The organism is Rhodococcus sp. UNC363MFTsu5.1, from assembly GCF_000686785.1.
Lineage (GTDB): Bacteria > Actinomycetota > Actinomycetes > Mycobacteriales > Mycobacteriaceae > Rhodococcus_G > Rhodococcus_G maanshanensis.
The window spans coordinates 84,481-110,021 of the sequence record NZ_JMLO01000015.1; the positions used below are offsets into that span (position 1 = coordinate 84,481).

Genomic DNA, 25,541 nt, shown 5'->3' on the forward strand with positions numbered 1-25,541 from the left:
TTGCCGGCGAGGCGCAAGTGAGCGGGTCGTCGAGCGGTGAATCAATGCTCTGACCTGCAGTGACCAGCGGTCAGCGGCGGTGCAGGCGCAGCCGGAACCCCTCTGGCTTGAGGGTGAGCAGCTCGGTGACGTCCAGCTCGTAGTCGGGTTCGGGCTCGAGGTCGTAGCGGTGCAGCAGCAGGGCAAGGGCCATCACGATCTCGTGGATCGCGAACTGCCTGCCGATGCAGGAACGGATCCCGGTGCCGAACGGCTTGTAGACGTGGCCGGGGCGCTTGCGGACGTTCGCGGGCAGGAACCGGTCCGGGTCGAAGGCGTCCGGGTCATCGCCCCAGACGGGGTCGCGGTGCAGCTGCGGCAACAGCACGAACGCGGCCTCTCCCGCCTTCATCGGGTAGCGGCCGCCGAGCACGGTGTCCTCGCGGGCCTCACGCATGTAGCCGGGCGCGGTCGGCCACAGGCGCAGCGTCTCGTCGAGGACGCGCCGCACGTACCGCAGCTTGGGGATCTGCTCGAACACCGGATCGGGGTCGGTGCCCTGCGGCCACATCGCGTAGATCTCGGCGCGGGCGCGCTCGGCGACCTCGGGGTTGTTGGCCAGGTAGTACAGCGCGAACGACAGGGCACCCGAGGAGGTCTCGTGGCCGGCGATGAGGAAGGTGATCACCTGGTTGCGGACGTTCTCGTCGTCGAGGCGCTCGCCGGACTCGGGATCCTCGGCGGAGAGCATCAGACCGAGCAGGTCGTCGCGGTGCTCCTCGGGGTTGGCGCGGCGCGAGCGGATCACCTCGTCGACCACGTGGGCCATGTAGGCCAGGTCGGTCTTGTTCCTGCGGATCGCCTTGCGCTTGATCGCCCGGTCAAGGAGCGGGATCGGGAGGGTGAACGAGGCCTTCTGCGCGAACGTGAGCGAGCGGATCATCGCACCGACGAACGGGTCCTGCTCCGCGCGGTCAAAGGAGCCGAACTCGTATCCGAAGCCGGTCCGGCCGATCGTCTCGAGGGTCACCTTGGTCATGTCAGGGGTTACCTCGACCGGCGTGGCGTCGCAGCGCTCGTCCCAGTGCCCGATCAGTTCGCGCACGGTGTCGAGCATGGTCTGGTGGTAGCTGCGCATTGCGGACTGGGTGAAGGCGGGCATCAGGATGTTGTGGGCCTTCGACCAGTTCGGTTCGGAGTTGTAGGCGGTGAACAACCCGTCGCTGCCGATCGGCCGCAGGTTCCGCAGGGCGATGCCGACGTGCTTCTGGAACCGGCTCTCGTCGTTGAGTTCGGTGGCCAGGTCCGCGCCGGAGACGAAGGTGAACACGTAGTTGAAGATCTTGCGCTCGTAGACCGGGCCGAGGCGCTGCGCGCAGGCCATCGCGTTCTGGGTCGGCTTGGTGACATCGACGTCGAGCACGTCCCCGAGCAGGGGGATCCGGTGCGGCGGATGGGGCAACGACGGACGATCGACCGTGAGGACTGCCATTGCTCCATCTTGGCGTGCCTGCGCGTCGAGGGGCGGCGGAACGCGCCCATCGGCGCGGTTCGTCAGCGTCGTCGCAGCCCGAGCCGCAGGCCGACGGGCTTGAGCGTGAACTCCTCCGCCACCTCCAGCTGATAACCCGGCACGGGATCGAGCTCGTAGCGATGCAGGATCAGCGCCAGCGCCAGCGTGGATTCGTGGAGGGCCAGCTGCCGCCCGATGCACGAGCGCATGCCGGTGCCGAAGGGCTTGTAGATGCCGACCGGGCGGGTGCGGGCGCGGTCCGGGAGGAACCGGTCCGGATCGAAGGCCAGCGGGTTCGGGCCCCACACCGGGTCCCGCTGCACGCGCAGGGTGAGCGCCAGCAGGGCCTGGCCCTTCCGGACGACGTGACCGCCGAGGGTGGTGTCCTGCTTCGGTTCGCGGAAGTAGCCCGGGGCGATCGGCCACAGGCGCAGCGTCTCGTCGACGATCCGGCGCACGTACTTGAGCTTGTGCACGTCGCCGAACACCGGCTCGGGTTCCGCTTCGGCCTGCCACAGCGAGGAGATCTCGGCCCGGGCACGGTCCGCGATCTCGGGGTGGGTCGCGAGCAGGTGCAGCGCGAACGACAATGTGCCCGACGTGGTCTCGTGACCCGCACTGAGAAAGCTGATCACCTGGTTGCGCACGTTCTCGTCGTCGAGGCGCTCGCCGGACTCAGGATCGGCCGTGGTGAGCATCAGCGCCAGCAGGTCGTCGGGCTGGCCCTGCGGGTGGTTGCGACGCTCGCGGATGACATCGTCGACGACCCGCCGGACGTACTCGACGTCGCGGGCGTTCTGCCTGATGTCCTTGCCGTGGACCGCGTTCTCCAACCAGTGCACCGGGATGCGGAACCCGGCGCGCCCGATGTAGGCGAACATGCGCGCCACCGTGGTGGCGAAGGGGTCGGGCTCGCTGCGCGTGAACGAATCGAAGTGATAGCCGAATCCGATGCGGCCGATCGTCTCCAGCGTCAGCTTGCTCGTGTCGGTGTGCACGTCGACGGTGGTGTCCTCGTCGGCCAGCGCGTCCCAATGCGTGATGAGCTCGCCGACCGTCTCGAGCATGATGTCGTGGTAGCTGCGCATCGCGGAAAGCGTGAAGGCGGGCATCAGGATGTTGTGCGCCCGCGCCCAGTTGGGTTCGTCGCTGTACGCGGTGGGCAGCGCGTCGCCGAGGAACTCGCGGGAGGCGGCGAAGGCGAAGCCGACGTGCTTGCCGAACCGCTTCTCGTCACCGAGCTCCGCGTATGCCGCGGGACCCGAGACGACGGTGAGGTGCCGGCCCCAGATCTTGGTTTCGTAGATCGGGCCGAGGAATCCGGCGAGTTCGGCCAGCCGCTGAGCGGGGCGGGCGGCGTCGGCGGAGAGCACGTCGCCGAGCACCGGGAGCCGGTGCGGTGGGTGCGGCAGCGCCTCGGTGGCCATCGCGGGAAGCGGACGAGCCATGACTGATTCTCGCGCACTTCGGGGGAGTTTGTCGCCCCGGTCGTCCCTCGTGGCCCACCGAGATCGATTCGACCCCGATTTGTTGCGGCTCGGCAGCGATATTCGCGTCCGCAGGTGGTATCGGCATCCGCGAACTAGCATCGCTGCTGGGTAATTCCGCCGCGGACGCGGCCGTCACGGGCTCGCTGGTCCAGGGAGAGGAAAGCAGATGGATTTCGCACCCACCGAACGCTGCCAGGAGTACCGCGACTCGCTGCTGGCCTTCATGGATGAGCGGGTCTACCCGGCCGAGGCGGTGTACGAGCAGCAGATGCGCGAGTCGGCGGACCCGCACTTCCAGCCACCGATCATCGAGGAGCTCAAGGTCGAGGCGCGGTCGCGGGGGCTGTGGAACCTCTTTCACCCGCATCCCGAATTCGGACCGGGGCTGACCAATTCGGAGTACGCGCCGCTGGCCGAGATCATGGGACGGAGCCACCTGGCGTCCGAGGCGTGCAACTGCTCCGCCCCGGACACCGGGAATATGGAGGTGCTCACGCTCTTCGGCACCGACGAGCACAAGCAACGCTGGCTGCGGCCGCTGCTGGACGGCACCATCCGCTCCGCATTCGCGATGACCGAGCCCGATGTCGCCAGTTCGGACGCGACCAACATCCAGATGACCATGGTCCGCGACGGCGACGACTGGGTGCTCAACGGGCGCAAATGGTGGACCTCGAATGCGTTGCACGCCAATTGCCGGGTGCTGATCGTGATGGGCAAGACCGATCCAACCGGGCCGGTCTACAGCCAGCAGTCGATGATGGTGGTACCTATCGACTCCCCCGGGATCACGGTGGTGCGCGGGCTGCCGGTGTTCGGCTACCAGGACCGCGAGGGTCACGCCGAGGTGCTGTTCGAGAACGTCCGGGTTCCCGATGCCGATGTGTTGGCCGGCCCCGGTGCGGGTTTCATGATCAGCCAGGCGCGGCTGGGGCCGGGGCGGATCCACCACTGCATGCGTGCGATCGGGATGGCGGAGCGGGCGCTGGAGCTGATGTGTCGGCGGGCGTCGACCCGCGTCACCTTCGGTCGTCCGCTGAGCGCGCGTGCCAACATCCAGGACTGGATCGCCGAGGCGCGGATCGAGATCGAGATGGCACGGCTGCTGACCCTCAAGACCGCCTGGCTGATGGACACTGTCGGCAACCAGGAGGCGCGCACCGAGATCGCCGCCATCAAGGTGGCCGCCCCACAGATGGCGCTCAAGATCGTCGACCGCGCGATCCAGGTGCACGGCGGCGGCGGGGTGTCCGACGACTTCCCGCTGGCGATGATGTACGCGCACCTGCGCGCCCTGCGGCTCGCCGACGGCCCCGACGAGGTGCACAAGCGGACCATCGCACGCCAGGAGCTGCGGCCGTACCGGCTCGCCGCGGAAGAGGCCGTCGCCGCCGCGAAATGACATACACCGCAACGCAGTCCGTGACAGGAAAGGGAACCCGATGAGCAACGCCGTAGGACTCGACGAAGAGGCGGTGTCGAACTGGATCGCCGACATGGGGGTCGGTGCCGTTGCGCCGCTCGAGTTCACCAGGATCGGCAACGGACAGTCGAATCTGACCTACCTGGTGTCCGACGCGGGCGGAGGCCAGTGGGTCCTGCGCAGGCCGCCGCTCGGGCACCTGCTGGCGTCCGCGCACGACATCGCCCGGGAGTACCGGATCCTGTCCGCGCTGCAGGGGACGGGGGTGCCGGTCCCGAAGGTGCTGGGCCTGACCGAGGATCCGGCGATCACCGACGCACCGCTGATGCTGATGAGCTTCGTCGACGGGGTGGTGATCGACAGCATCGGGGTGGCGAAAAACCTGACGCCGGAACGTCGGCGGGCCACCGGGCTGTCGATGCCGAAGGCGTTGGCCAGCATCCACGCGGTCGACCTCGAGCTGGCCGGCCTCGACGACCTCGCGAGTCACTCGCCGTATGCGGAGCGTCAGCTCAGGCGCTGGTCGGGACAGTGGGAAAAGTCGAAGACCCGCGACATCCCGGCGGTCGACGAGTTGGCGGCGCTGCTCACCAGGTCCATTCCCGCGCAGACCGAGCTGACCCTGGTGCACGGCGACTTCCACCTGAGCAATGTGATCACCGCGCGTGATGACGGGCGGGTGGTGGCCGTCGTGGACTGGGAACTGTGCACGCTCGGTGATCCGCTCGCGGATGTCGGTGCGTTGCTGGCGTATTGGGCGCAGGCGGAGGACGAGGTGCCGGGTCCCTTCGCGGCGTCGACCCTGGAGGGTTTTCCGACCAGGGAGGAGCTGACGAAGGCCTACATGCACGAGACCGGCAGGGATCCGGCTGCGCTCGGGTTCTGGCACGCGCTCGCCCTGTGGAAGATCTCGATCATCGCCGAGGGGGTGCTGCGGCGGACGATGGAGGATCCGCGGAACACGGCCGCCGTCGGGGCGCCGTCGACGAAATTGATCGACGACATCGTGGCCCAGGCGATGGATATCGCGCGCAGAGCCGGCCTTCGGTAGCCGATCGTGTTCGAATCGTGACCAAAAGAATCTTGTAAAAGAAATCGCGAATCTGCTAGACGAATCCCGGATGAGTGTGCAGACTTCTCTGTGAGCCGGATCACGGTGGCAAGAATCACACAGAAGGAGAACAACATGGACAACATCCTCGGCCAGCTGATCTCGATCCTCGGCGGCCTCGCGGGCGGACTGACGTCGGGCTCGACGAAGCCCAAGACCACCACGTGAATACTCGGACCTGATCGAATGCCCCGCTTCCCGAGAGCGGGGCGTTCGGCGTTGCCGGCATCGGTCGGGGAGGTCGGGCCGACTACGCTTCACGGCCATGGCCACCACTGACTCCGCGGAACGCTCGGGCAGGTTGTCGCGTGCGCGGATCCTCGAGATCGCCTTGGAGCACTTCGCGATTCATGGCTATCGGGGCAGTTCCCTTGCGCGGATCGCGGCCGAGGCCGGGATCTCCCAGCCCGGACTGTTGCACCATTTCCCCAACAAGGCGGCGCTGCTGATGGCGGTGCTCGCCGAGCGGGATGTGCAGGACCTGCACGCGACGGGCACGGATCCCGAGGCCCTGTCCGAGATGGACTTCGCGGCGCTGATCGACTTCCTCGTCCGGATCGCTCGCCACAACGTCCAGAATCGCGACCTCGTTCAGCTCGCGCACCTGACGGCCGCCGAGGCGACGGGAACGGAGCACCCCGCCCGCGAGTGGGTGGTCGGTCGACAGAAATTCCTCCAATCGATGATCGAATCGTCGCTCCGCCGCGGTGTCGAGGACGGTTCGGTGCGCAGCGACGTCGATCCGCGGCTGACCACTCTGGTTCTGGTCGCCGCGATGGAGGGGTTGGAAAACCAATGGCTGGTCGACGACGAGGTGGACATGGTCGGTTCCTTCGTCCGGTTCGCCGAACAGCTGCAACGAGCGGTGGCGCCGACCGCCTGATCACCGGCCCACGCCGGGTCCTCCCAGCTCAGGAGGGGCTGGTCAACTGGCTCACCGCGCTGCGGATCTCCTCGGGTATCGCAACCGGACGCCGGGTCTCGGCGTCGACGTAGACGTGCACGAAGCGTCCCGTGGCGGCGAGGTCGAGCGCGCCCCGCTCGCCGACCCGGAAGATCGCCAGCGCGTAGACGATGCTGCGGGTGCCGAGCCGGGCCACCGACAGGCCGACCTGCAGCTGGTCGGGGAAGCTCAGTTCGCTGTGGTACCTGCACGAGGTCTCGGCGACCACGCCGATCGCGGGCAGGTCGCGGATGTCGACCCCGACGGTCGACATCAGCCAGCCGTTGACCGCGGTGTCGAAGTACGAGTAGTACGTGACGTTGTTGACATGGCCGTAGTGGTCGTTGTCCGCCCAGCGGGTCGGCACCGGCCACAGCACGGGGTAGTCGGCGGCGGTGGGTTCGGTCTGGGCGGAGGTCATGGTGGCGACCTTAGATCAGGCGTGCCGGGACAGGTGCCTCGGCGGCGGCGCCGTGTGGATCAGCGAATCGACCAGCTTGGCCATCGCGGAACCGGCGGCGTCGGTGGCGGTGGGCCCGAGCGCGACGAGCGAGACGATGAGGGCCGCGGCCTCGCCGGGCGTGAGCGTGATCGGGTCGACGTGGCGCCTGGCGTCGATGGCGTACCCGCCGCCGGGCCCGTTGCGGACCTCGACCGGGATGCCTGCCTCGCGCATGCGGGCGATGTCGCGCTCGACGGTTCGCGGGGTGACGCGGACCGTGTCGGCCAGTGCGCGCGCCGTCGTGAACTCCGGCGACCTGGCGCGCAGGCACTCGATCACCGCGTGCTGGCGTTCGATGCGCCGCAGCGTCAGGTGGGGGTCGGTGGACTTCGAGAAGGCCATGGCGAGAAGGTTATAGAAGCCGACACATGCTTGTCGGGCTCTCTGTCTAGTGTTGCGTTCACCCTCACATCCAAGGAGCGCGCATGAACACCGAACCGACGTCGACACCGATCGTTTTCCTCAGCGGCGCAGGACTTCCGGCCTGGATCTGGGACGAGGTGCGAGCCTCGCTGCCCGTCGACTCGGTCGTCGCGTCGTACCCGAAGCACCCGGATGCGACGCTGAGGGACTACGCGGAGGCGGCGCTGGCGCAGGCGCCCGACGGTGAGTTCACCGTGGTGGCACATTCGATCGGTGGCGTCGTGGCGAGCGAGATCGCGGCCGTCGCGCCCGAGCGGGTCGCCGGGCTGCTCGGTGTCGCGGCCTCGGTCCCGGCGGCGGGCCGCTCGTTCCTCGGTGCGCTGCCGGCGCCGCAGCGGCACATCGTCGGGCTGATCATGCGCGTTGCGGGTACCCGGCCGCCCGAGAAGGCGATCCGCTCGGGCCTGTGCGCCGGTCTCGGCGAGGACGACGTCGCGCGCATCGTCGCGGACTTCGCGCCGGAATCGCAGCGCCTCTACCGGGATCGCGTCTCGGCTCGGACCCTGCCCACGCGCATCGGCTACGTCGTGACGACGGCGGACAAGGAGTTCCCCGCGGCCCTGCAGGGCCGGTACGCAGACGAGCTCGGAACACCGTGGCGGCGCGAGATGGCGACGGGCCACCTGCCGATGCTGCAGGATCCGGCGACGATGGGTCAGATCCTCAAGGAGTTCGCGGCCGGGGCCTGACGCCGCGCACCACCAGCCGGAAGAGCAGCCCGGCCACCAGGGCCCAGAAGGCCGACCCGATGCCGAGGATGGCGACCCCCGACGCGGCGATCAGGAAGGTGAGCACGGCCGCCTCGCGGTCGGCTTCGTCGGCCACCGCCGCCGCCAGCGAGCCGCCGAGCGTCGCCAGCAGCGCCAGACCCGCGACGGCCTCGACCACGCCGTGCGGCGCGGCGACGACCAGCGCCGCCAGCGCAGCCGAGCACAGCGCGAGCACCAGATAGGAGCAGCCCGCGGTGAAGGCGGCCACCCAGCGCCGTTTCGGGTCCGGGTGCGCGGAGGGCCCGGCGGCCAGGGCGGCACTGATGGCGGCGAGGTTGATCGCGTGGCCGCCCGCGGGTGCGCCGATCACGGTGCCGATGCCGGTGACGGTCATCGCCGACTTCCACGGCACCCGGTACCCGAAGGACGACATCACCGCGGTGCCCGGGATGTTCTGCGAGGCCATCGTCACGATGTACAGCGGTATCGCGATGCCGACCAGCGCCTGCCACGTCCAGTGCGGGGCCGTGAGGTCGAGCGTCGGCGCCATGGCGGACGTGTCAAGGGAGCCGTCGCCGACGGCGATGCTGATGGCGATCACCACCGCGGCCGCGGCGAAGGCCCCGGGCACGGCCCAGCGGCGGGAGAACCGCAGCAGGACCAGCCAGACGAGGACGACAGGGGCGACGGCGGCGGGGGAGTCGCGGAAGGCGGTGACCGGGGCGAGGCAGAGCGGGAGCAGCACCCCCGCGAGCATCGCCTGGGCGAGCGGGGTCGGAATCGCGGCGATCAGCCGGCCGAGCCGGGGCCAGAGTCCGGTGAGGGTGACCGCGAGGCCGACGACGATGAAGGCACCCACCGCCGCGGGCCATCCGCCGACCACCAGACCGGTTCCTGCCAGCAGCGCGGCACCGGGGGTGGACCACGCGAGGGTGATCGGCATCCGGTAGCGGCGGGAGAGCCAGAGCATGCCGATCGCCTGGGTGATGCACAACGCCATCAGGCCGGACGCGGCCTCGGTTGGGCTCGCCCCGACCGCGCGCAGGCCGGTGAGCACCACGGCGAAGGAGCTGGTGAAGCCGACGAGCGCGGTGACCACGCCCGCGCTGATCGGGTGCGAGAGTCCCGGATCGCGCGCGACCGCGGGATCCGTCTGTTCGGCTCCCGTCGGTTCGGGCTCGAGGGTTCGTGACACGACCGCCATCTTGCCGCAGTCGTGTGCGCGGCCCCCGTCGAGTGTGCACCTGCCGCCGCGCTACCTGGGCGTTTGCCCCGGAAACTGCACACTCGGCCGCCCCACGGCTGGCGTCGGTAGGGTGGAAACGACATGGAGATCGTGATCCGGTCCACGCCAGACGAAGTCGCCTCGACCGTCGCCGACATCGTCGAGCGCTCCGTGCGCGCCGGCCCGACGACGCTGGGTCTCGCGACCGGATCGTCGCCGCTCGGCAGCTACCGCGAGCTGATCCGGCGGCATCACGACGACGGGTTGGACTTCTCGTCCACCCGGGTGTTCCTGCTCGACGAGTACGTCGGGCTCCCGAAGAGCCATGAACAGTCCTACTTCTCCGTGATCAGGTCCGAATTCGTCGATCGGGTGGGCCTCGACCCCGACCGGCTGCACGGCCTCGACGGACGGGCGCCCGACCTGGCCGCGGAGGCCGCCCGCTACGACGCCGCGATCGCCGCGGCAGGCGGCATCGACCTGCAGCTGCTCGGGATCGGCAGCGACGGGCACATCGGCTTCAACGAGCCGGGGTCGTCGTTGACCTCACGGACGCGCATCAAGACGCTCACCGAGCAGACCCGCCTCGACAACGCCGGCTTCTTCGGCAGCGTCGACGACGTCCCCCACCACGTGCTGACCCAGGGCCTCGGCACCATCGGCGAGGCCCGGCACCTGGTGCTGATCGCGGTGGGGGCGGGCAAGGCGGACGCCATCGCCGCGGCGGTGGAGGGCCCGCTGACCGCGTTCTGCCCAGCGTCGGTGCTGCAACTGCACCGGCACGCGACCGTGGTCGTCGACGAGGCGGCGGCGAACCGGCTCGCGTTGGCCGACTACTACCGGTACACGCTGCGGCACAAGCCGACCTGGCAGCAGTTCTGAGACGACGGTCCTTGCGCCAAACGGGGGCGGGACCGGTCGGTGCGGAGTAGGTTCTGCAGGCAACTGCACGTCTGACGACGGGACCCGGCGATGACAGCACAGGTCGTGACCAGGACACACCGGCGGCGGGGATTGTTGGCGGCGGCGGCCGTCACCCTGCTGATAGCAGCGGGATGCTCAGACGAATCGACCTCGGACCAATCGGCCACCACCACCCCTGCGGGCGCCGAACCGAGCGCGGAGATGGATTCGGGCGTGGCCCAACGCCTGGACGACGCCATCGACGCGACGATGAAGAAGACGTCCGTGCCCGGCGCGATAGTCGGTGTCTGGGGTCCGGACGGCAAGTACGTCAAGGCATTCGGCGTCGCCGACAAGTCCACCGACGTGCCGATGAAGACCGACTTCTACACCCGGATCGGCAGCCTGACCAAGACCTTCACGGCCACCGCCATCCTGCAGCTGGTGGACGAGGGCAAGGTGGGTCTCGACGACCCCATCTCGAAGTACATCGACGGCGTCCCCGCCGGCGATCAGATCACCATCCGGGACCTGGCCCGCATGCAGAGCGGGTTGGCCAACTACTCGGAGAGCCCGGAGTTCCAGCAGGCGTTCTTCGCAGATCCCAAGGCGCCCTTCACCCCGCAGCAACTGCTGGGCTATGCGTTCGCGCAACCGGCGACCTTCCCGCCCGGCCAGGGATTCCAGTACTGCAACACCAACTATGTGCTGCTGGGACTCGTGGTGGAGAAGGAGAGCGGACTGTCGCTGTCGGACTACATCAGCGAGCGGATCCTCCAACCGCTGCACATGGAGAAGACGATCTTCCCCACCACAAACGCGTTCCCTGAGCCGCATGCGCAGGGGTACACCGTGCAGACCGCCGACGGCAAGGAATCCACGGCCACCGACTGGGATCCGTCCTGGGGCTGGGCCGCGGGCGCGATGATCTCGACCCTCGAGGACATGCACATCTGGGGACCGGTGCTCGCGACCGGCACGCTGCTCAAGCCGGAGACGCAGGCGCAACGGCTCGAGACGGTGAACGCGCCGGGCTACCCAGCCGACGTCGGCTACGGCCTCGGCGTGTTCGACATCGCCGGCTGGATCGGGCACAACGGCAGCCTGCCCGGGTATCAGACCGTGACGGTCTACCTGCCGGAGCAGAAGACGACCCTCGTCATCATGATCAACACCGACATCGCCTACGAGGGCAGCGAGCCGAGCACCCAGCTGGCGGCGGCGATCACCGAGATCATCTCCCCGGAACACGTCTACCGGCTGAGCGCGGCCGAGGCGACCCCGGAGACGACGACCCCGGAGGCGACAACCCAGTCGACCGAGCCCACCCGCTGACCAGGGGCGCCCGCCTGCGCCCATCCGCGCGACCCATCGGCTCCGAAGACCTTGCGAACTACCATGCAAGGGAACGGAGGCGGGCATGCCGGCAACGAGCTCGACGTCCACGGACGGGGGCCGCGCTGCCCGAACGTTGCGGCTGATCACGCGGGCGGTGTCCGGGGTGATCGCCGCAGGCGTGGTGCTCGGGGTCGGCGAACTGTTGTCGGCGCTGACCGGGCCGGAGTCCTCGCCCTTTTTCGCGGTCGGATCGACCACCGTCGACCGCAGCCCGGCCTGGGCCAGGGAGTTCGCCATCACCACCTTCGGCACCAACGACAAGCCGGCGCTCTTCATCGGGATGTCGGTCCTCATCGCGGTGATCGCCGCGGTCGCGGGCATCGTCGAACGGCCGTCGCGGCCGTACGGCAGCGCGATCCTCGCCGGGCTCGGACTGGTCGGGATGTACGCCGCCTACAACCGGCCGGGCGCGAGCGGGGCCGATGTTCTGCCAACGGTGGTCGGGGTGATCCTGGGCATCGCGGTGCTGAGGCTGCTCACCGCCCAACTCGACCAACCCTGGCGCGGCAGCGACGGGGGGATGGGACGGCGTCGGTTCCTGGTGCTCGCGTCGGTCGCCGTCGCGGTGGCCGCCGCCGCGGGCGTCGCAGGGCGGCAGATGAACCAGCGGCTGAGCGGGGTGCTCGAGAACAGGCGCCGGGTGAAGGTCCCCGTGGTCGCGGACCGGGCGGCACCCATCCCGCCCGGGGCCGACCTGGAGATCCCCGGCGCGACCTCGTTCATCACCCCGAACCCGGACTTCTACCGCATCGACACCGCGCTGCAGGTGCCCCGCCTGACGACCGAGGAGTGGCGCCTGCGCATCCACGGCATGGTCGATCGCGAGGTCACGCTGGGCTGGGACCAGTTGCTGCGGCGGACACCCATCGAGCGTCGGATCACGTTGACCTGCGTCTCGAACGAGGTGGGCGGCGAACTGGCGGGCAATGCCACCTGGGTCGGCTTCCCGATCCCCGATCTCCTCGACGAGGTCGGGGTGCAGGCCGACGCGGACATGCTGTTGTCGACGAGCGTCGACGGCTTCACCGTCGGCACGCCAGTCCAGGTGCTGCGGGACGGCCGCGACGCGTTGCTCGCCATCGCGATGAACGGCGAGCCGCTGCCACTCGAGCACGGGTTCCCGGTCCGCCAGGTGGTGCCGGGACTGTACGGCTTCGTCTCGGCCACCAAGTGGGTCGTCGACTGGGAGCTCACCAGATTCGATCGGGCACAGGCGTATTGGACCAAGCGCGGATGGGGAGACCGGGCGCCGATCAAGACTGCCTCCCGGATCGACGTGCCCGCGGCGTTCGCCCCGGTATCCGAGGGACCGGTGACGGTCGCGGGCACCGCCTGGGCGCAGCACCGCGGCATCGAGCGGGTGGAGGTGCGGGTGGACGAGGGCCCGTGGCAGCCCGCGGCCCTCGCGCCGGAGTACTCCATCGACACCTGGCGCCAGTGGAGCTGGCAATGGGACGCACCCGCGGGCGTGCACAACGTGCAGGCGCGCGCCACGGACCTCGACGGCAACGTGCAGGTGGAGGAGCGCACCGCGCCGATCCCCGACGGCGCCACCGGCTGGCACAGCCGCACCATCACCGTGCGCTGACCCCGCCGAGTGTGCAACTGCTGTCGCGCTTCCTGGGGGTTTGCCACGGCAACTGCACACTCGGCGGAGGTACGGTGTGGCCATGGTGGCTATCGAGGTGATTCGCGGGGACATCACCACCGCCCGGGCGGACGCGATCGTGAACGCGGCGAACTCCGGACTGCTCGGCGGCGGCGGAGTGGACGGAGCCATCCACCGGGTGGGCGGGCCGAGCATCCTCGAGGAGTGTCGCCGGCTGCGCGCGAGCACGCTGCCGGACGGCCTGCCCGCGGGCGACGCCGTCGCGACCACCGCGGGAGATCTGCCCGCGCGCTGGGTGATTCACACAGTTGGCCCGGTGTACTCGGCCGACGAGGACCGTTCGGCCGTGCTGCGCTCGGCCTACACCCGCAGCCTCGAGATCGCCGACGAGCTGGGCGCGCGGACGGTGGCCTTTCCGCTGATCTCGGCTGGTGTCTACGGCTGGCCGCACGCCGACGCCGTGCGTCAGGCGGTCTCCGCGGTGCGCCGCTCCGGCACCTCGGTGCGGACGGTCACCTTCGTCGCGTTCGGCGAGCCGATGGCCGAGCTGCTGCGGCGCGAGCTCGGGGTGCTCGTCTCCGCCGAGGAACTCGCGGCCCGGCTGGACGGACCCCGACCGCCGGTGCTGCTCGACGTCCGCTGGGCGCTCGGCGACCCGAACGGCCGGGGGCACTTCCACGACGGCCACATTCCCGGCGCCGCGTTCGTGGACCTGGAAACCGAGCTGGCCGCGCCGCCCGCGCCCGAACTCGGCAGGCACCCGCTCCCGGAGGTCGCCGACCTGCAGTCCGCGGCAAGACGGTGGGGGATCGACACCGGCGCCGCCGTCGTCGTCTACGACGCCACCGGGAACACCGCAGCCGCGCGCGCATGGTGGTTGTTGCGCTGGGCCGGGGTGTCCGACGTCCGGATGCTCGACGGCGGTCTGTCCGCCTGGACCTCGGCGGGGCTCGAACTGGAATCCGGTGCGGGCCAACCGGTGCGGACCGGGAACGTGGTGCTCACCGCCGGACACCTGCCGACGGTCACGGCGGGCGAGGCCGCCGAGCTCGCGGCGGACGGGGTGCTGCTCGACGCCCGCGCCGCCGAGCGATACCGCGGCGAGGTGGAGCCGGTGGACCCGCGCGCGGGCCACATCCCGGGTGCGCGCAGCGCCCCGACGACCGAGAACCTGGACGGCGCCGGACGATTCGCGGACGCCGAGGTGCTACGCCGACGGTTCGCCGGGCTGGGCGCCGACGGTTCGGCGCCGGTCGCGGTCTACTGCGGTTCGGGGGTGACGGCCGCGCATCAGATCGCCGCGCTCGCCATCGCCGGGATCGAGGCGGCCCTGTACCCGGGCTCGTGGTCGCAGTGGTCCGGCGACCAGGGACGTCCCGCGGCGACCGGACCCACCCCGTAGGCCCGGCCCGCCCGGTCAGGACCGCGAATACTCGGAGGCCCTGCGGATTTGCTCGGGGGTCGGGCGCACCCCGGTGTAGAGCTCGAACTGGGCGGCGGCCTGCAGCGCGATCACCTCGGCGCCGGTGATGACGGTCTTGCCCAGCTCGGTCGCCGCGCGGATCAGCGGGGTCTGCGGCGGCACGGCGACCACGTCGAACACCGCGTCGGCCGCGCCGATGGCCTCGTCGGGGAAGGGGGAGAGCTCGGCCCCTGGCCCGCCGGACATCCCGATCGGGGTGGCGTTCACCAGCAGCCCCGGCCGCAGCTCGCCCAGTTCCGCGCGCCAGTCGAAGCCGTACTGGTCGGCGAGCGCCCGCCCGGTGACCTCATTGCGCGCGATGACCGTCACCTCGCCGAACCCGTTGTCGCGCAATGCCGCCACCACGGCCTTGGCCATCCCGCCGCTACCCGCGACGGCGGCGGTCAGCGTCGAGGGGACCCGGTGCTCGGCGAGCAGCGTCGCGACCGCCTCGTAGTCGGTGTTGTAGGCGTGCAACACACCGCCGGAGTTCACGATGGTGTTCACCGAGGCGATGGCGGCGGCCGAATCGTGCATCACATCGACGTGCTCGATGCAGGCCTCCTTGTACGGCATCGAGACGCCGCAGCCGCGGATGCCGAGGGCCCGGATGCCCGCGATGGCGGCGGGCAGGTCGGTGGTGGTGAACGCCTTGTAGACGAAGTCCAGGCCGAGTTCCTCATAGAGATAGTTGTGGAACCGGGTCCCGATGTTCGACGGCCGCGCCGCGAGGGACATGCAGAGGCGGGTGTCCTTGGTCAGGGCGTCTCGGATGGATCGGCTCACCTGCTCGACGCTATCGCCGGTGACGGCCGGTAGTCCACCTGGTCGGCCGGACGACTCAATACACGTTGATCTCGGTGACGCTGGGGACGTGCGGACGATCGGTGGTCAGCGTGACCTCGACGCGGCCGGAGCCTGTCTCGAGGTGTGTCCACGGCTCAGCCGGGAAGTCGATCAGCCCTCCACTGACCTCGGTGGACCACGATCCGGCAGCGCCGGTACCCAGGTTGCGCCAGTGCAGCGTTGCAAACACCGAGCACAGCACTCCGGGCGTCGTCGAGATGCCGACGAACGTCGCGTTCAGTCGAACGTAGACCAGCCCGGGGAGCTGGTCCGTGGCAACGGTGACGCCTCCGATTCGGCCGCCGCAGGCGACTCCGTGAGCGACGGTCGCCGTGTCCGGGATGTTCACCCACCTGTCCAGCGTCGGATTCGCCGTCGCCGGGGTGCCGGCACTGAACAACCCAGCCAGCACCAGTGCGCTGATCGCGATCGACCTGCCAAGCGTGATGAGAGACATAGTGCTCCGGATCGCCGTCGGACAGTGGTCCGACCGTACAGCGGCGCGGCGCCGACGCCGGTGCGGATCGGTGACCGGGACAGCGTGTCCGCGGTCACCGACCCGGACGGTCAGCCCGTGAACGGCGGGACGAACGTGCACGGCACCTCGCGCCGGTGCGCCGGATCGAGGGCGTTGAACACCATGTACGCCGCGCGCTTGGAGCCGGCGACGGCGGCGTGCTCGGAGTAGTCCTGTGCGCAGGTGTCCTGCACGACGATGTTGTTCACCGTGTAGCCGGGAGGCCCGGGCACCTGGCCCTGAGGCAGGGCGATCGCCTCGTCGTACCGGGTGGAGATGTTGGTGTAGTTCACGCCCTTGACGTAGGGGGTGCCACCGGCGTTGATCTTCTTGATCAGTGCCGAATCGGCGGTCATCTCCCCGCAGCCCTGGCATACGGGGATCGAGGTCTCGGGGATGCCCAACTTCTCGGCGAAGGCGGGCAGCGCGTCGACGCCCAGGGTGGTCAGGCCCAGCCACGGCGGCGCGACGGAGACGTAGTTGGTGATCTTGCCCTGGCCGCCGAGGTGCTTGAGGTAGTACGTCGGGATCAGCGTGCCCTGCGAGTGGCCGACGACGTCCACCGTCTGGGCGCCGGTGGCGGACAGCACCCGCTCGACGAAGGTCTTGAACTCACCGGCGCTGTTCTCGAGCGGACCCATCCCGCCGATCGCCGAGATCGGCCATGGTGCGCCGGGGATCGCCCCGTAGGTCAGGGCGAACACGCAGAAGCCCGCGTTCTTGAGCATCGGGACGTAGGCGCCCCAGTTGGTCTGTTGCCCGCCGCCCGTGCCGTGCACCAGCACCACCGGGCGCGGGTGCTCGGCGGTGGGCTTGCACCCGAAGTCGTTCGAGCCGGGCAGCGAGCCGCCGGGGTTGGCCAGCTCGTCGGGGATCCCCGCGAAGAAGTTGTAGTTCTCGGGTAGCGGCTCGGCCTGGGCCGTTCCCGCTGCGAACGGCAGGACCAGTGCGGCCAGCGTCGCGATCAGGGCCGCGGTGCGTGATGCCCGGAACATTTACCCCCCAATTGTTGGATGGATCACTGTGATTGCGGATCACAGCAACCTAGCAAGTGCTCGGTTGGTTGCATAGGGGTGAAATCGGGCAGGCGCGGTCAGGGCATCGGGAACCGGGTGGCGGTGATCGACTCGAGGTTGCTGCCGTCGTGGCCGATCAACCAGGAGCCGCCCTGGCGCTCACAGTTCGCGATGTCGTCGAAGACCCGCATCAGGAAGTAGATCGAGAGGTCGGGCGAGGGCGTGAGCGCCAACTGGTGCGACTCGCCGGGCCTGGTCATGTCCAGCCACACGCCGGATTGCCCGTCCAGCCGCAGGCCGACGATGTGCGCGGCGTCGACGAACTGGTATCTCCGCTGCTGCCACGGCGTGCTGTGCGAGTAGCCCTGTTCGAGCACCTGAACCAAGATGGTCATCTCTCGCTCCCGACGCGATCCGTCAATGGCCCATTATCCCGCTGGTCAGACGGATTAATCCAGCGCCATCGGAACCTGTCGTGGCTGCCTGATTGGATGGGCGGATGGTGCACGCGGTGTGGTCCCCCGGATCGGGGCTGATGCTGTGGCGAGACGGCGGTGCACCCGAGCCTGCGGACGACGACATCGAGGACCTGCCCGCCTCGCTGCGGCGGGCCCTTGGCCGCAGGTTCCGGCACCGGGTCACCGTGTCGCTGCCGAACGGCGACGGCACCCTCGGCGAGGTGACGGTGCCCGCCCTCGCGCTGGCGCCGCCCGCCGCGGCCGCGCTGCTGCTCGACCTCCCCGCCGGCCCGGTTCCCGGTCTCCCCGGCGACCTGCGGTTCCTCGCGCACGTCGCAAGGGGAGTGCGGAGCTGGGTCCGGGCGGGCCGGGTGGTGCCCGAGCTCGAACGCGCGGACGGCCAGTGGTGGGCCCGGTGGCGGCTCGTGGGCGGCGATCGGCAGCGGGCCTGGATCTCGGAGTTGGCGGCGGCGACGCCCGCCGTGCTCCGCGGATCGGCCGGTGCGCGAAAGGTCCTCGAGGACTTCGTCTTCGAGATCACCGATCCGATCGTGCGCGACCTGCTCGGCGAGCGGGACGGCGGCGAGCACCCGCTGCTCGCGGCGCTCGCCGCGGGCACCCCGTTCGCGGAGGGCACCCAACGGATCGCCACCGATCTGCAGCAGTGGCGGCAGAGCCTCACCGTGGACGAGCCGGACCTGGTCCTGCGGCTGCTCGAACCGGAGGACGACGACGAGCTCGCGGTCGAGGACGACGCCCCCGTGCTCTGGCGGCTGCAGGTCTGCCTGCGGCCCGAGGGCGAGGCGCCCAGCCCGGTGCCGGTGCACCTGGGCGATCCCAAGGCCCTCACGGTCGGCGTGCGCAAGCTCGCCGAGGCGATGGCCGCCTACCCGATGCTCCGTGCGGTGCCGTCGGACCCGGACAGCCTGGACCTGCTGTTGCCGTTGGAGGTGGTGACCGACCTGGTCGCGCACGGGGCCCAGGTGCTGGCCGACGCGGGCGTCACCTTGATGCTGCCGCGCGCATGGAGCGTGGTGGCCCCGTCGCTGCGGCTGCGGGTCACCAGCCCGCCGGTGGCGGCCGACACCGAGGACCGCGCGGTCGGGATGAACCAGCTCGTCGCCTACAACTGGGAGCTCGCGCTCGGGGACATGGTGCTCACCCCCGCCGAGATGGCGCAGCTGACCCGGGCCAAGACCGACCTGGTCCGGCTGCGTGGACAGTGGGTGCAGGCCGACAAGACCGTCCTCGCGCGGGCCGCCAAGTACGTCGTCCGGCAGGCCGGCGCCGGTGGGAACACGCTCGCCGACCTCCTTGGCGAGCTCACCGCCCCGGAACCGCCGCCGGTGCCGGTGGAGGAGATCACCACCACCGGTTGGGTTGCGGGACTGCTCGATTCGGGAGCTCGGCCGACAAGCGTGCCGCAGCCGCCCGGGCTCGAGGCACGGCTACGGCCCTATCAGCGGCGCGGGCTGGACTGGCTCGTGTTCATGAGCGACCTCGGGCTCGGTGCGGTGCTCGCGGACGACATGGGCCTCGGCAAGACGGTGCAGCTGCTCGCGCTGCTCGCCCACGAACGCGCCGCGGGGACGCATCGCCAGGGGCCGACCCTGCTCGTCTGTCCCATGTCCGTGGTCGGGAACTGGCAGCGCGAGGCCGCCCGGTTCACGCCTGACCTGCGGGTACTCGTCCACCACGGCACCGACCGGCTGCGCGGCGAGCAGCTGACCGCGGTGGTGGCCGAACACGACCTGGTGATCACCACCTACGCGCTGTTGGCCAGGGACACGGCCGTCCTCGGGGAGCAGAGCTGGCGCCGGGTGGTGCTCGACGAGGCCCAACATGTCAAGAACTCGGGCACCGCGCAGGCGCGGGCGGCCCGGGCCATCCCGGCGGCGCACCGGCTCGCGCTCACCGGCACACCCGTCGAGAACCGGCTCGACGAGCTGCGCTCGATCCTGGACTTCGTGAACCCGAGAATGCTCGGCAGTGCCCAGCAGTTCCGGGCCCGGTTCGCCGTCCCCATCGAACGCGAGCACGACGAGGGCGCGTTGGCGCGGCTGCGGACGGTGACCTCACCGTTCGTGCTGCGTCGGGTCAAGACCGATCCCGAGGTGATCTCGGACCTGCCGGAGAAGTTCGAGATGACCGTGCGCGCGAACCTCACCGCCGAGCAGGCCTCCCTCTACCGGGCCGTGCTCGACGACATGATGGAGCGGATCAGGGACACCGAGGGCGCGGCCCGCAAGGGCGCGGTGCTCGCGGCGCTGACCCGGCTCAAGCAGGTGTGCAATCACCCGGCCCACTTCCTCGGCGACGGCTCGCCGATGCTGCGTCGCGGCAGCCACCGGTCCGGCAAGCTCGGCCTCGTCGAGGACATCCTGGAGTCGGTGCTCGCCGACGGCGAGCGTGCGCTGCTGTTCACCCAGTTCCGCGAGTTCGGCTCGCTCGTGGCCCCGTATCTGGCCGAGCGGTTCGGTGCCGAGGTGCCGTTCCTGCACGGTGGGGTGTCGCGGGCCAGGCGCGATGCGATGGTGGAGGGATTCCAGGGTGGGGACGCCGCGCCCGTCATGCTGCTCTCACTCAAGGCAGGCGGTACCGGGCTCAACCTCACCGCGGCCAATCACGTTGTGCACCTGGACCGCTGGTGGAACCCCGCGGTCGAGAACCAGGCCACCGACCGGGCCTTCCGGATCGGTCAGCGCCGCGACGTGCAGGTCAGGAAGCTGGTGTGCGTCGGCACCCTCGAGGAGCGGATCGACGCGATGCTGGCGAGCAAGTCGGAACTGGCGGACCTCGCCGTCGGCACCGGTGAGAACTGGATCACCGAGATGTCCACCGACGAGCTCCGCGAACTGATGATGCTCGGCGAGGAGGCGGTGGGGGAATGAACCGGCGTCGAACCGATTTCAGCCAGTTCGGCACGTCGCGCGGCGGCCCCTTTGCCCAGTCCTGGTGGGGTCGCGCGTTGGTGTCCTCGATGGAGCGGATCGCCGACTCCGGCCGGATCGCCCGCGGGCGCGGCTCTGCCCGCGCGGGACAGGTGATCAGCTACCGCATCGCGCCGGGCGCGGTGGTCGGCGAGGTGCAGGGCAGTCAGATCGACCCCTTCACCGCGACGTTCACCCTCGGCCCGCTCGACCCCGACACCGTCGACATGCTGATCGACCGGGTGCGTTCGACGCCCGGCATGCTCGCCACCCTCGCCTCGGGCACTGTGCCGATCGAGCTGGGGGATCTGTTGTTGCCCACCGAGTCCGGCGAGCTGGATTTCGGGTGCACCTGCCCGGACCAGGGCTGGCCGTGCAAGCACGCGGCGGCCGTCGTCTACCTCACCGCGCAGCGGCTGGACACCGAGCCGCTGGTCATCCTCACCCTCCGCGGGCTCGACCTCGACACCCTGATCCGCTCGTTCGACTCGGACGGGGACGATGCGGAGTCCGCCCCCGATCTCGACGACTACTTCGGTGACCGGATCGAGCTGCCGCCGCTGCCGCGGGTCGAGTTCCGGCCCGCGCCGGACGATCTCACCCCGGAGCCGCTGCGCCGGGCACTGCGGGCGGGCGGGGTGGAGGAGCCGGTGGTGGCCGCCGCGTTGCGCGAGCTGACGGCCACCTACCGGATCCTGGGCGGGCACTGAGGCCCGGCAGCTACATGCGCTGCGAGGAGATGTTGCCGCCGTCGACGACCAGCTCGCTGGCCGTGATGTAGCTGGCCTCGTCGGAGAGCATGAACCGCACGGCGCGGCCCACCTCCTCCGGCTTGCCGAGGCGCTCGAGCAGGATGCGGCGCTCGAAGGTGCCCGGGGGCAGCAGGTCGACGGTCGGCTGCAGCATCGGGGTGAGGATCTGGCCGGGGGAGACGCAGTTGATGCGGATGCCCTCGGGGCCGAGCCGGTCGGCGAGCGAGCGCACGACCGCGAGCATGCCGCCCTTGGCCGCGGAGTAGACCGGGTTGATCGCGTTGCCGAGGTGGGCGTTGATCGACGAGATGCCGACGATCGCCGAGCCCGGCTTGGCCTGGAAGTCCGGCAGCAGTTCCTTGGTCAGCAGCACCAGCGGGCGCAGGTGGGTGTTGATGCCCAGGTCCCACACGTCCACGGTGACGCCCTCGAGCGAGCCCTGGTCGACGACGCCGGCGGCGTGTACGAGGCCGCCGATGTTCGGCAGCGCGGCGCGGGTGGTGGCCAGCGCGTCCGCGTACAGGTCCGGGTTGCTCAGGTCGACGCCGACGCCGATCGCGGCGACGCCGAACTCGGCGGCGATGGCGTCGGCCTCGGACTTGGCCTTGGCCTCGTTGAGGTCCCAGAGCGCGACGGGGCGGCCTGCCTCGGCGAGCGCGCGGGCGGAGGCGAGGCCGATGCCGGACGCGCCGCCGGTGACGACGACGGCGGTCGTGAGGGAGGGCTTGGTGGATTCAGACATGTACCCAGCGTCTGCCTGCCCGGGGACGCCCACAACCCCCTCGTCCCGCTCAGCGGCTACGCCGCCCGTGAGTCCTTTTGGTCCCGTAGCGGGCCGGAAGGACTCACGGGCGGCGCAGCCGCCTACAGGCCGCGGGCGGGCGTGGTCCCGGTGCGTGCCATCGCGGCCACCAGCCGCTCGTGCATGAGCGCGGACTGGCGCGGGTCGTAGAAGGCCCGATTGAGGGGGTTGGCGCAGTTGTGCATCTCGAGCGGGTCCGTCTCGAGGTCATAGAGCTCGAACTGCGGCGGGATCGCGCCCGCGGGATCGAAGTATGCGGAGTACTTCCATCGGGTGTCGCGCACGCAGCGGATGTGGTTGGGCTGGGTGACGAGGAACTGCCCGTCGGGCACGGCGCAGTTCTGGTCGTCGTAGGTGAACACGATCTCGTCCTGCACGGTCGCGGTGGGGTTGCCGGGGTTGGCGGCCGCGTCGGCGATCACCGGCGTCAGGTCGGTGCCGCGGAAGTCCCATGCCCCTCGATCGGGAACCTCGGCGAGGGTGGCCAGCGTGGGCATCACGTCGATGAGGGACGCCATCGCGTCGGACTGGACCGGCGTCGGGAACAGGACGGGATTGCTCACGACGATCGGGACGCGCAGCGTCTCCTCGTAGGTGTTGAACACCTTCTGGCGCAGGCCGCCGTGGGACATGCCCATCTCGCCGTGATCGGACATGCGGATGACCATCGTCGACTCGCGCATCCCGGGCCGCGACTCGAGCGCGTCGAGCACCGCCCCGATGTGCTCGTCGACCACCTTGTGCATGTAGGCGTAGAAGTTCACGTAGTTGCGGGCGGCGTTCGGCCCGATCAGCGGGCCGAGACCGGCCGCGAGCAGCAGCTCGGACTGGATCTGTGCGGTGGGCTTGAAGTTCAGCGCCAGCGATTCGTCGTAGGTCGGCGGTAGCTCGATGCCCTGCTCGAACACCGCAGGCGCGTCGGAGCCGTAGTTGTTGCAGGTGCCGTTGATCGCGTCCCAGGTCTGCGGGTACGCGAGCACGTCGTGCGGGTTGACGAACGAGACGATGAGCGCGAACGGGGTGCTCGAATCGACGTCGCGGACGAAGTCCACCGCCTGCGCCGCGTAGCCGGTGTCCAGGTCGGCGCAGCCGCCGCCGAAGTGGTCGGGGTTGGTGTCCTGCCCGCCCTCGGGCGGAACCCAACCCCGGAACCCGTACGCGGCGACGTCGGCGCTGGACGGATCGCCGCCCCCTGATCCTTTGCTCATGTGCCATTTGCCGCGGTAGTGCACGTTGTAGCCGGCCGACGACAGCAGCTTGGCCATGTTCTGGATGCCGAGCGGCAGCGTCGGCTCGGTCGGGGACACGGTGCCGCCCTCGGTGAGGGTGGCGGTGACGCCGTGCTGCGCGGGGAAGAGCCCGGTGAAGAAGGTGCTGCGGCTGGGTGAGCACATCGCGGCATTGCAGAAGCCGCGGGTGAAGGTGAGTCCCCGGTCGGACAGCCGCTTGCGGTTGGGCAGGTTCCGGTCCGCCCAGCCGTCCGGCCAGAACATCGGGCGCCGTTCCTGGTCGGTGATGATGACAACGATGTTCGGGCGCCTGAGGGGGATGCCGGACCCCTCCGCCCCCGTCGCCCTCGGCCCGGTCGAGCCGATTCCCGCCATGCCAGCCGCGACCAGCGCGCCCGCGGCGCCGAGGAAGGTTCGGCGGGTCGTCGGCGTGGAGATTCCGGCGGACTCGTCCGAGCAGTGGGGTGGTTCGGTCTGAGGCTCCATCGGGCGATCTCCATCCTGGGACGAGAGAGTGCAGCTGACAGGTTCTTGCCCATTCGCGTGCGCCCGGTGGCGGTCCGGCCGGCACCTCGTGACGGTGATTGTTCTCCGCCTGCGGCGTCCGTACCCCCGGTTTCGGATGATCTTGTTCGACGGGTCCGGGATTCTCGCCTGGTCGGCGCCACCCCTAGACATACATGGACATCCAACTATAGGATGGCAACATATCCGGAACTCCGCACCGCGCGCCCGTGGGTTGCCATGGGGTCGGCGCGGGCATTCGCCCTAGCGAGAACAGGTCCAAGAAAATGGTTCAGGAACTCACCCACTTCGTCGGCGGCAAGCGCGTCCCCGGCACCTCTGACAAGTTCGGCGACGTCTACGACCCCAACACCGGCGAGGTGCAGTCGCGGGTGCCGCTCGCGGACAAGGCCGAGACCGAGGCGATCATCGCCAATGCGGTGGACGCCCAGCGTGAGTGGGCCGCGTTCAACCCGCAGAAGCGTGCCCGCGTGCTGATGAAGTTCCTCCAGCTCGTGCAGCTGGAGATGGACTCGCTCGCGCGACTGCTGTCGTCCGAGCACGGCAAGACCATTCCCGACGCCAAGGGCGACATCCAGCGTGGCCTCGAGGTCATCGAGTTCGCGCTCGGTGCCCCGCACCTGCTCAAGGGCGAGTACACCGAGTCCGCGGGCACCGGCATCGACGTGTACTCGATGCGCCAGCCGCTCGGGGTCGTCGCGGGCATCACTCCGTTCAACTTCCCGGCGATGATCCCGCTGTGGAAGGCGGGGCCGGCGCTCGCCGCAGGCAACGCGTTCATCCTCAAGCCGTCCGAGCGTGACCCCTCGGTGCCGCTGCGCATCGCCGAGCTGTTCGTCGAGGCCGGTCTGCCCGCAGGCGTGTTCAACGTGGTCAACGGCGACAAGGAGGTCGTCGACGTGCTGCTCACCGATGACCGGGTCAAGGCGGTCGGCTTCGTCGGCTCGACCCCGATCGCGCAGTACATCTACGAGACCGCGGCCGCCCACGGCAAGCGCGCGCAGTGCTTCGGCGGCGCGAAGAACCACGCCATCGTGATGCCCGACGCCGACCTCGACGAGGTCGCCGACGCCCTGATCGGTGCCGGCTACGGCAGTGCCGGTGAGCGTTGCATGGCCATCTCGGTCGCAGTTCCCGTCGGCGAGGAGACGGCAGACGCTCTCGTCGCGAAGCTGAAGGAGCGCGTCGCGAAGCTGAAGATCGGTCGCAGCGACGACGAGACCGCCGACTTCGGTCCGCTGGTCAGCAAGGACGCTCTCGACCGCGTCAACAACTACGTGCAGATCGGCATCGACGAGGGCGCAACGCCGGTCGTCGACGGCCGCGGCTTCACCCTCGAGGGCCACGAAGGCGGGTTCTTCGCCGGCGCCACCCTCTTCGACAATGTCACCTCGGACATGCGCATCTACAAGGAAGAGATCTTCGGCCCCGTCCTTCAGGTGGTTCGCGCCGCCGATTACGAAGAGGCGCTGCGCCTGCCCACCGAGCACGAGTACGGCAACGGCGTCTCCATCTTCACCCGCGACGGCGACACCGCCCGCGACTTCACCGCTCGCGTCAACGTCGGCATGGTGGGCGTCAACGTCCCGATCCCCGTGCCGATCGCGTACCACACCTTCGGCGGCTGGAAGCGGTCCGGATTCGGTGACCTCAACCAGCACGGCCCGGACTCCTTCCGCTTCTACACCAAGACCAAGACGGTCACGCAGCGTTGGCCCTCGGGAACCAAGGAGCACGCCACCAACCACTTCGTCATCCCGACGATGGACTAGGAA

At 69.8% G+C, this 25,541-nt stretch carries 22 protein-coding genes and 1 pseudogene; 12 read left to right on the forward strand and 11 right to left on the reverse strand.

Annotated features, from left to right (window positions below; all coding sequences use genetic code 11):
* Positions 1 to 70: 70 nt before the first annotated feature.
* Both BR31_RS0114235 and BR31_RS0114240 read right to left on the reverse strand, forming a co-directional pair.
* Entirely contained in the window at positions 71 to 1,471 is a 1,401-nt protein-coding gene (locus tag BR31_RS0114235; protein ID WP_027501554.1) for a cytochrome P450, read from the reverse strand.
* Positions 1,472 to 1,533: 62 nt separating this feature from the next.
* A complete protein-coding gene (locus tag BR31_RS0114240; RefSeq protein ID WP_051637420.1) occupies positions 1,534 to 2,940 on the reverse strand; it encodes a cytochrome P450 in 1,407 nt (468 codons plus the stop codon).
* A 208-nt stretch (positions 2,941 to 3,148) separates the two neighbouring features.
* On the opposite strand from BR31_RS0114240, the gene BR31_RS0114245 reads away from it, so the two are divergent.
* The 3 genes from BR31_RS0114245 (at position 3,149) to BR31_RS28660 (ending at position 6,399) form a co-directional block, all read left to right on the forward strand.
* Positions 3,149 to 4,384: an acyl-CoA dehydrogenase family protein gene (locus BR31_RS0114245; protein WP_027501556.1), complete on the forward strand. Its 1,236-nt coding sequence runs from the start codon at positions 3,149 to 3,151 to the stop codon at positions 4,382 to 4,384.
* A gap of 40 nt (positions 4,385 to 4,424) precedes the next feature.
* Positions 4,425 to 5,456, forward strand: a complete 1,032-nt coding sequence (locus BR31_RS0114250; protein ID WP_027501557.1) for a phosphotransferase family protein — start codon at positions 4,425 to 4,427, stop codon at positions 5,454 to 5,456.
* Positions 5,457 to 5,781: 325 nt separating this feature from the next.
* Positions 5,782 to 6,399 (forward strand): TetR/AcrR family transcriptional regulator, encoded by a 618-nt coding sequence (locus BR31_RS28660; protein WP_051637421.1) that lies wholly within the window; start codon positions 5,782 to 5,784, stop codon positions 6,397 to 6,399.
* A 28-nt stretch (positions 6,400 to 6,427) separates the two neighbouring features.
* Here the strand turns inward: BR31_RS28660 and BR31_RS0114265 are convergent, their stop codons facing one another.
* Positions 6,428 to 6,880 carry an acyl-CoA thioesterase gene (locus BR31_RS0114265; protein WP_027501558.1) on the reverse strand — a complete coding sequence of 151 codons (453 nt, stop codon included), beginning with the start codon at positions 6,878 to 6,880 and terminating at the stop codon, positions 6,428 to 6,430.
* Positions 6,881 to 6,895: 15 nt separating this feature from the next.
* On the reverse strand, positions 6,896 to 7,303 hold the full coding sequence (locus BR31_RS28665; protein WP_051637422.1) for a helix-turn-helix transcriptional regulator: 408 nt from the start codon (positions 7,301 to 7,303) through the stop codon (positions 6,896 to 6,898).
* A gap of 83 nt (positions 7,304 to 7,386) precedes the next feature.
* On the opposite strand from BR31_RS28665, the gene BR31_RS28670 reads away from it, so the two are divergent.
* Positions 7,387 to 8,073 (forward strand): alpha/beta fold hydrolase, encoded by a 687-nt coding sequence (locus BR31_RS28670; RefSeq protein ID WP_051637423.1) that lies wholly within the window; start codon positions 7,387 to 7,389, stop codon positions 8,071 to 8,073.
* Here BR31_RS28670 and BR31_RS28675 read toward each other — a convergent pair.
* On the reverse strand, positions 8,048 to 9,298 hold the full coding sequence (locus BR31_RS28675; protein ID WP_081830480.1) for a benzoate/H(+) symporter BenE family transporter: 1,251 nt from the start codon (positions 9,296 to 9,298) through the stop codon (positions 8,048 to 8,050). The two genes, BR31_RS28670 and BR31_RS28675, sit on opposite strands and share 26 nt — an antisense overlap.
* A 123-nt stretch (positions 9,299 to 9,421) precedes the next feature.
* Between BR31_RS28675 and nagB the strand changes: the two genes are divergently transcribed.
* The 5 genes and pseudogenes from nagB (at position 9,422) to BR31_RS32240 (ending at position 14,631) form a co-directional block, all read left to right on the forward strand.
* On the forward strand, positions 9,422 to 10,201 hold the full coding sequence (nagB, locus tag BR31_RS0114285; protein ID WP_027501559.1) for a glucosamine-6-phosphate deaminase: 780 nt from the start codon (positions 9,422 to 9,424) through the stop codon (positions 10,199 to 10,201).
* A 90-nt stretch (positions 10,202 to 10,291) separates the two neighbouring features.
* The gene (locus BR31_RS28680; protein WP_051637424.1) at positions 10,292 to 11,557 is read left to right on the forward strand and encodes a serine hydrolase domain-containing protein; all 1,266 of its coding nucleotides are present in this window, start codon (positions 10,292 to 10,294) and stop codon (positions 11,555 to 11,557) included.
* Between the two features lie 85 nt (positions 11,558 to 11,642).
* Entirely contained in the window at positions 11,643 to 13,208 is a 1,566-nt protein-coding gene (locus BR31_RS0114295; RefSeq protein WP_081830481.1) for a molybdopterin-dependent oxidoreductase, read from the forward strand.
* Between the two features lie 82 nt (positions 13,209 to 13,290).
* A pseudogene (locus tag BR31_RS32235) lies at positions 13,291 to 13,782 on the forward strand (O-acetyl-ADP-ribose deacetylase); the annotation flags it as partial.
* On the forward strand, positions 13,768 to 14,631 hold the full coding sequence (locus BR31_RS32240; RefSeq protein ID WP_037176695.1) for a sulfurtransferase: 864 nt from the start codon (positions 13,768 to 13,770) through the stop codon (positions 14,629 to 14,631). The pseudogene BR31_RS32235 and the gene BR31_RS32240, both read left to right, overlap by 15 nt.
* A 15-nt stretch (positions 14,632 to 14,646) precedes the next feature.
* Here the strand turns inward: BR31_RS32240 and BR31_RS0114305 are convergent, their stop codons facing one another.
* The 4 genes from BR31_RS0114305 to BR31_RS0114320 form a co-directional block, all read right to left on the reverse strand.
* Entirely contained in the window at positions 14,647 to 15,477 is an 831-nt protein-coding gene (locus BR31_RS0114305) for a shikimate 5-dehydrogenase (RefSeq protein WP_027501562.1), read from the reverse strand.
* Positions 15,478 to 15,532: 55 nt separating this feature from the next.
* Positions 15,533 to 15,994, reverse strand: coding sequence for a hypothetical protein (locus BR31_RS0114310; protein WP_027501563.1), 462 nt, complete (start codon positions 15,992 to 15,994; stop codon positions 15,533 to 15,535).
* Between the two features lie 110 nt (positions 15,995 to 16,104).
* Positions 16,105 to 17,049 (reverse strand): esterase/lipase family protein, encoded by a 945-nt coding sequence (locus BR31_RS0114315; RefSeq protein WP_027501564.1) that lies wholly within the window; start codon positions 17,047 to 17,049, stop codon positions 16,105 to 16,107.
* 98 nt (positions 17,050 to 17,147) lie between these two features.
* On the reverse strand, positions 17,148 to 17,465 hold the full coding sequence (locus BR31_RS0114320) for a hypothetical protein (protein WP_027501565.1): 318 nt from the start codon (positions 17,463 to 17,465) through the stop codon (positions 17,148 to 17,150).
* Positions 17,466 to 17,569: 104 nt separating this feature from the next.
* Here BR31_RS0114320 and BR31_RS0114325 point away from each other — a divergent pair, with 104 nt between their 5' ends.
* Both BR31_RS0114325 and BR31_RS28685 read left to right on the forward strand, forming a co-directional pair.
* Positions 17,570 to 20,419, forward strand: a complete 2,850-nt coding sequence (locus BR31_RS0114325; RefSeq protein WP_027501566.1) for a DEAD/DEAH box helicase — start codon at positions 17,570 to 17,572, stop codon at positions 20,417 to 20,419.
* On the forward strand, positions 20,416 to 21,168 hold the full coding sequence (locus BR31_RS28685; RefSeq protein WP_051637425.1) for an SWIM zinc finger family protein: 753 nt from the start codon (positions 20,416 to 20,418) through the stop codon (positions 21,166 to 21,168). The genes BR31_RS0114325 and BR31_RS28685 overlap by 4 nt, the downstream gene beginning before the upstream one ends.
* A gap of 10 nt (positions 21,169 to 21,178) precedes the next feature.
* Here the strand turns inward: BR31_RS28685 and BR31_RS0114335 are convergent, their stop codons facing one another.
* Positions 21,179 to 21,952 carry an SDR family NAD(P)-dependent oxidoreductase gene (locus tag BR31_RS0114335; RefSeq protein WP_027501567.1) on the reverse strand — a complete coding sequence of 258 codons (774 nt, stop codon included), beginning with the start codon at positions 21,950 to 21,952 and terminating at the stop codon, positions 21,179 to 21,181.
* Between the two features lie 122 nt (positions 21,953 to 22,074).
* Positions 22,075 to 23,727, reverse strand: a complete 1,653-nt coding sequence (locus BR31_RS0114340) for a sulfatase family protein (RefSeq protein WP_027501568.1) — start codon at positions 23,725 to 23,727, stop codon at positions 22,075 to 22,077.
* Positions 23,728 to 24,032: 305 nt separating this feature from the next.
* On the opposite strand from BR31_RS0114340, the gene BR31_RS0114345 reads away from it, so the two are divergent.
* Positions 24,033 to 25,538, forward strand: a complete 1,506-nt coding sequence (locus BR31_RS0114345; RefSeq protein ID WP_027501569.1) for a CoA-acylating methylmalonate-semialdehyde dehydrogenase — start codon at positions 24,033 to 24,035, stop codon at positions 25,536 to 25,538.
* Positions 25,539 to 25,541 lie beyond the last annotated feature (3 nt).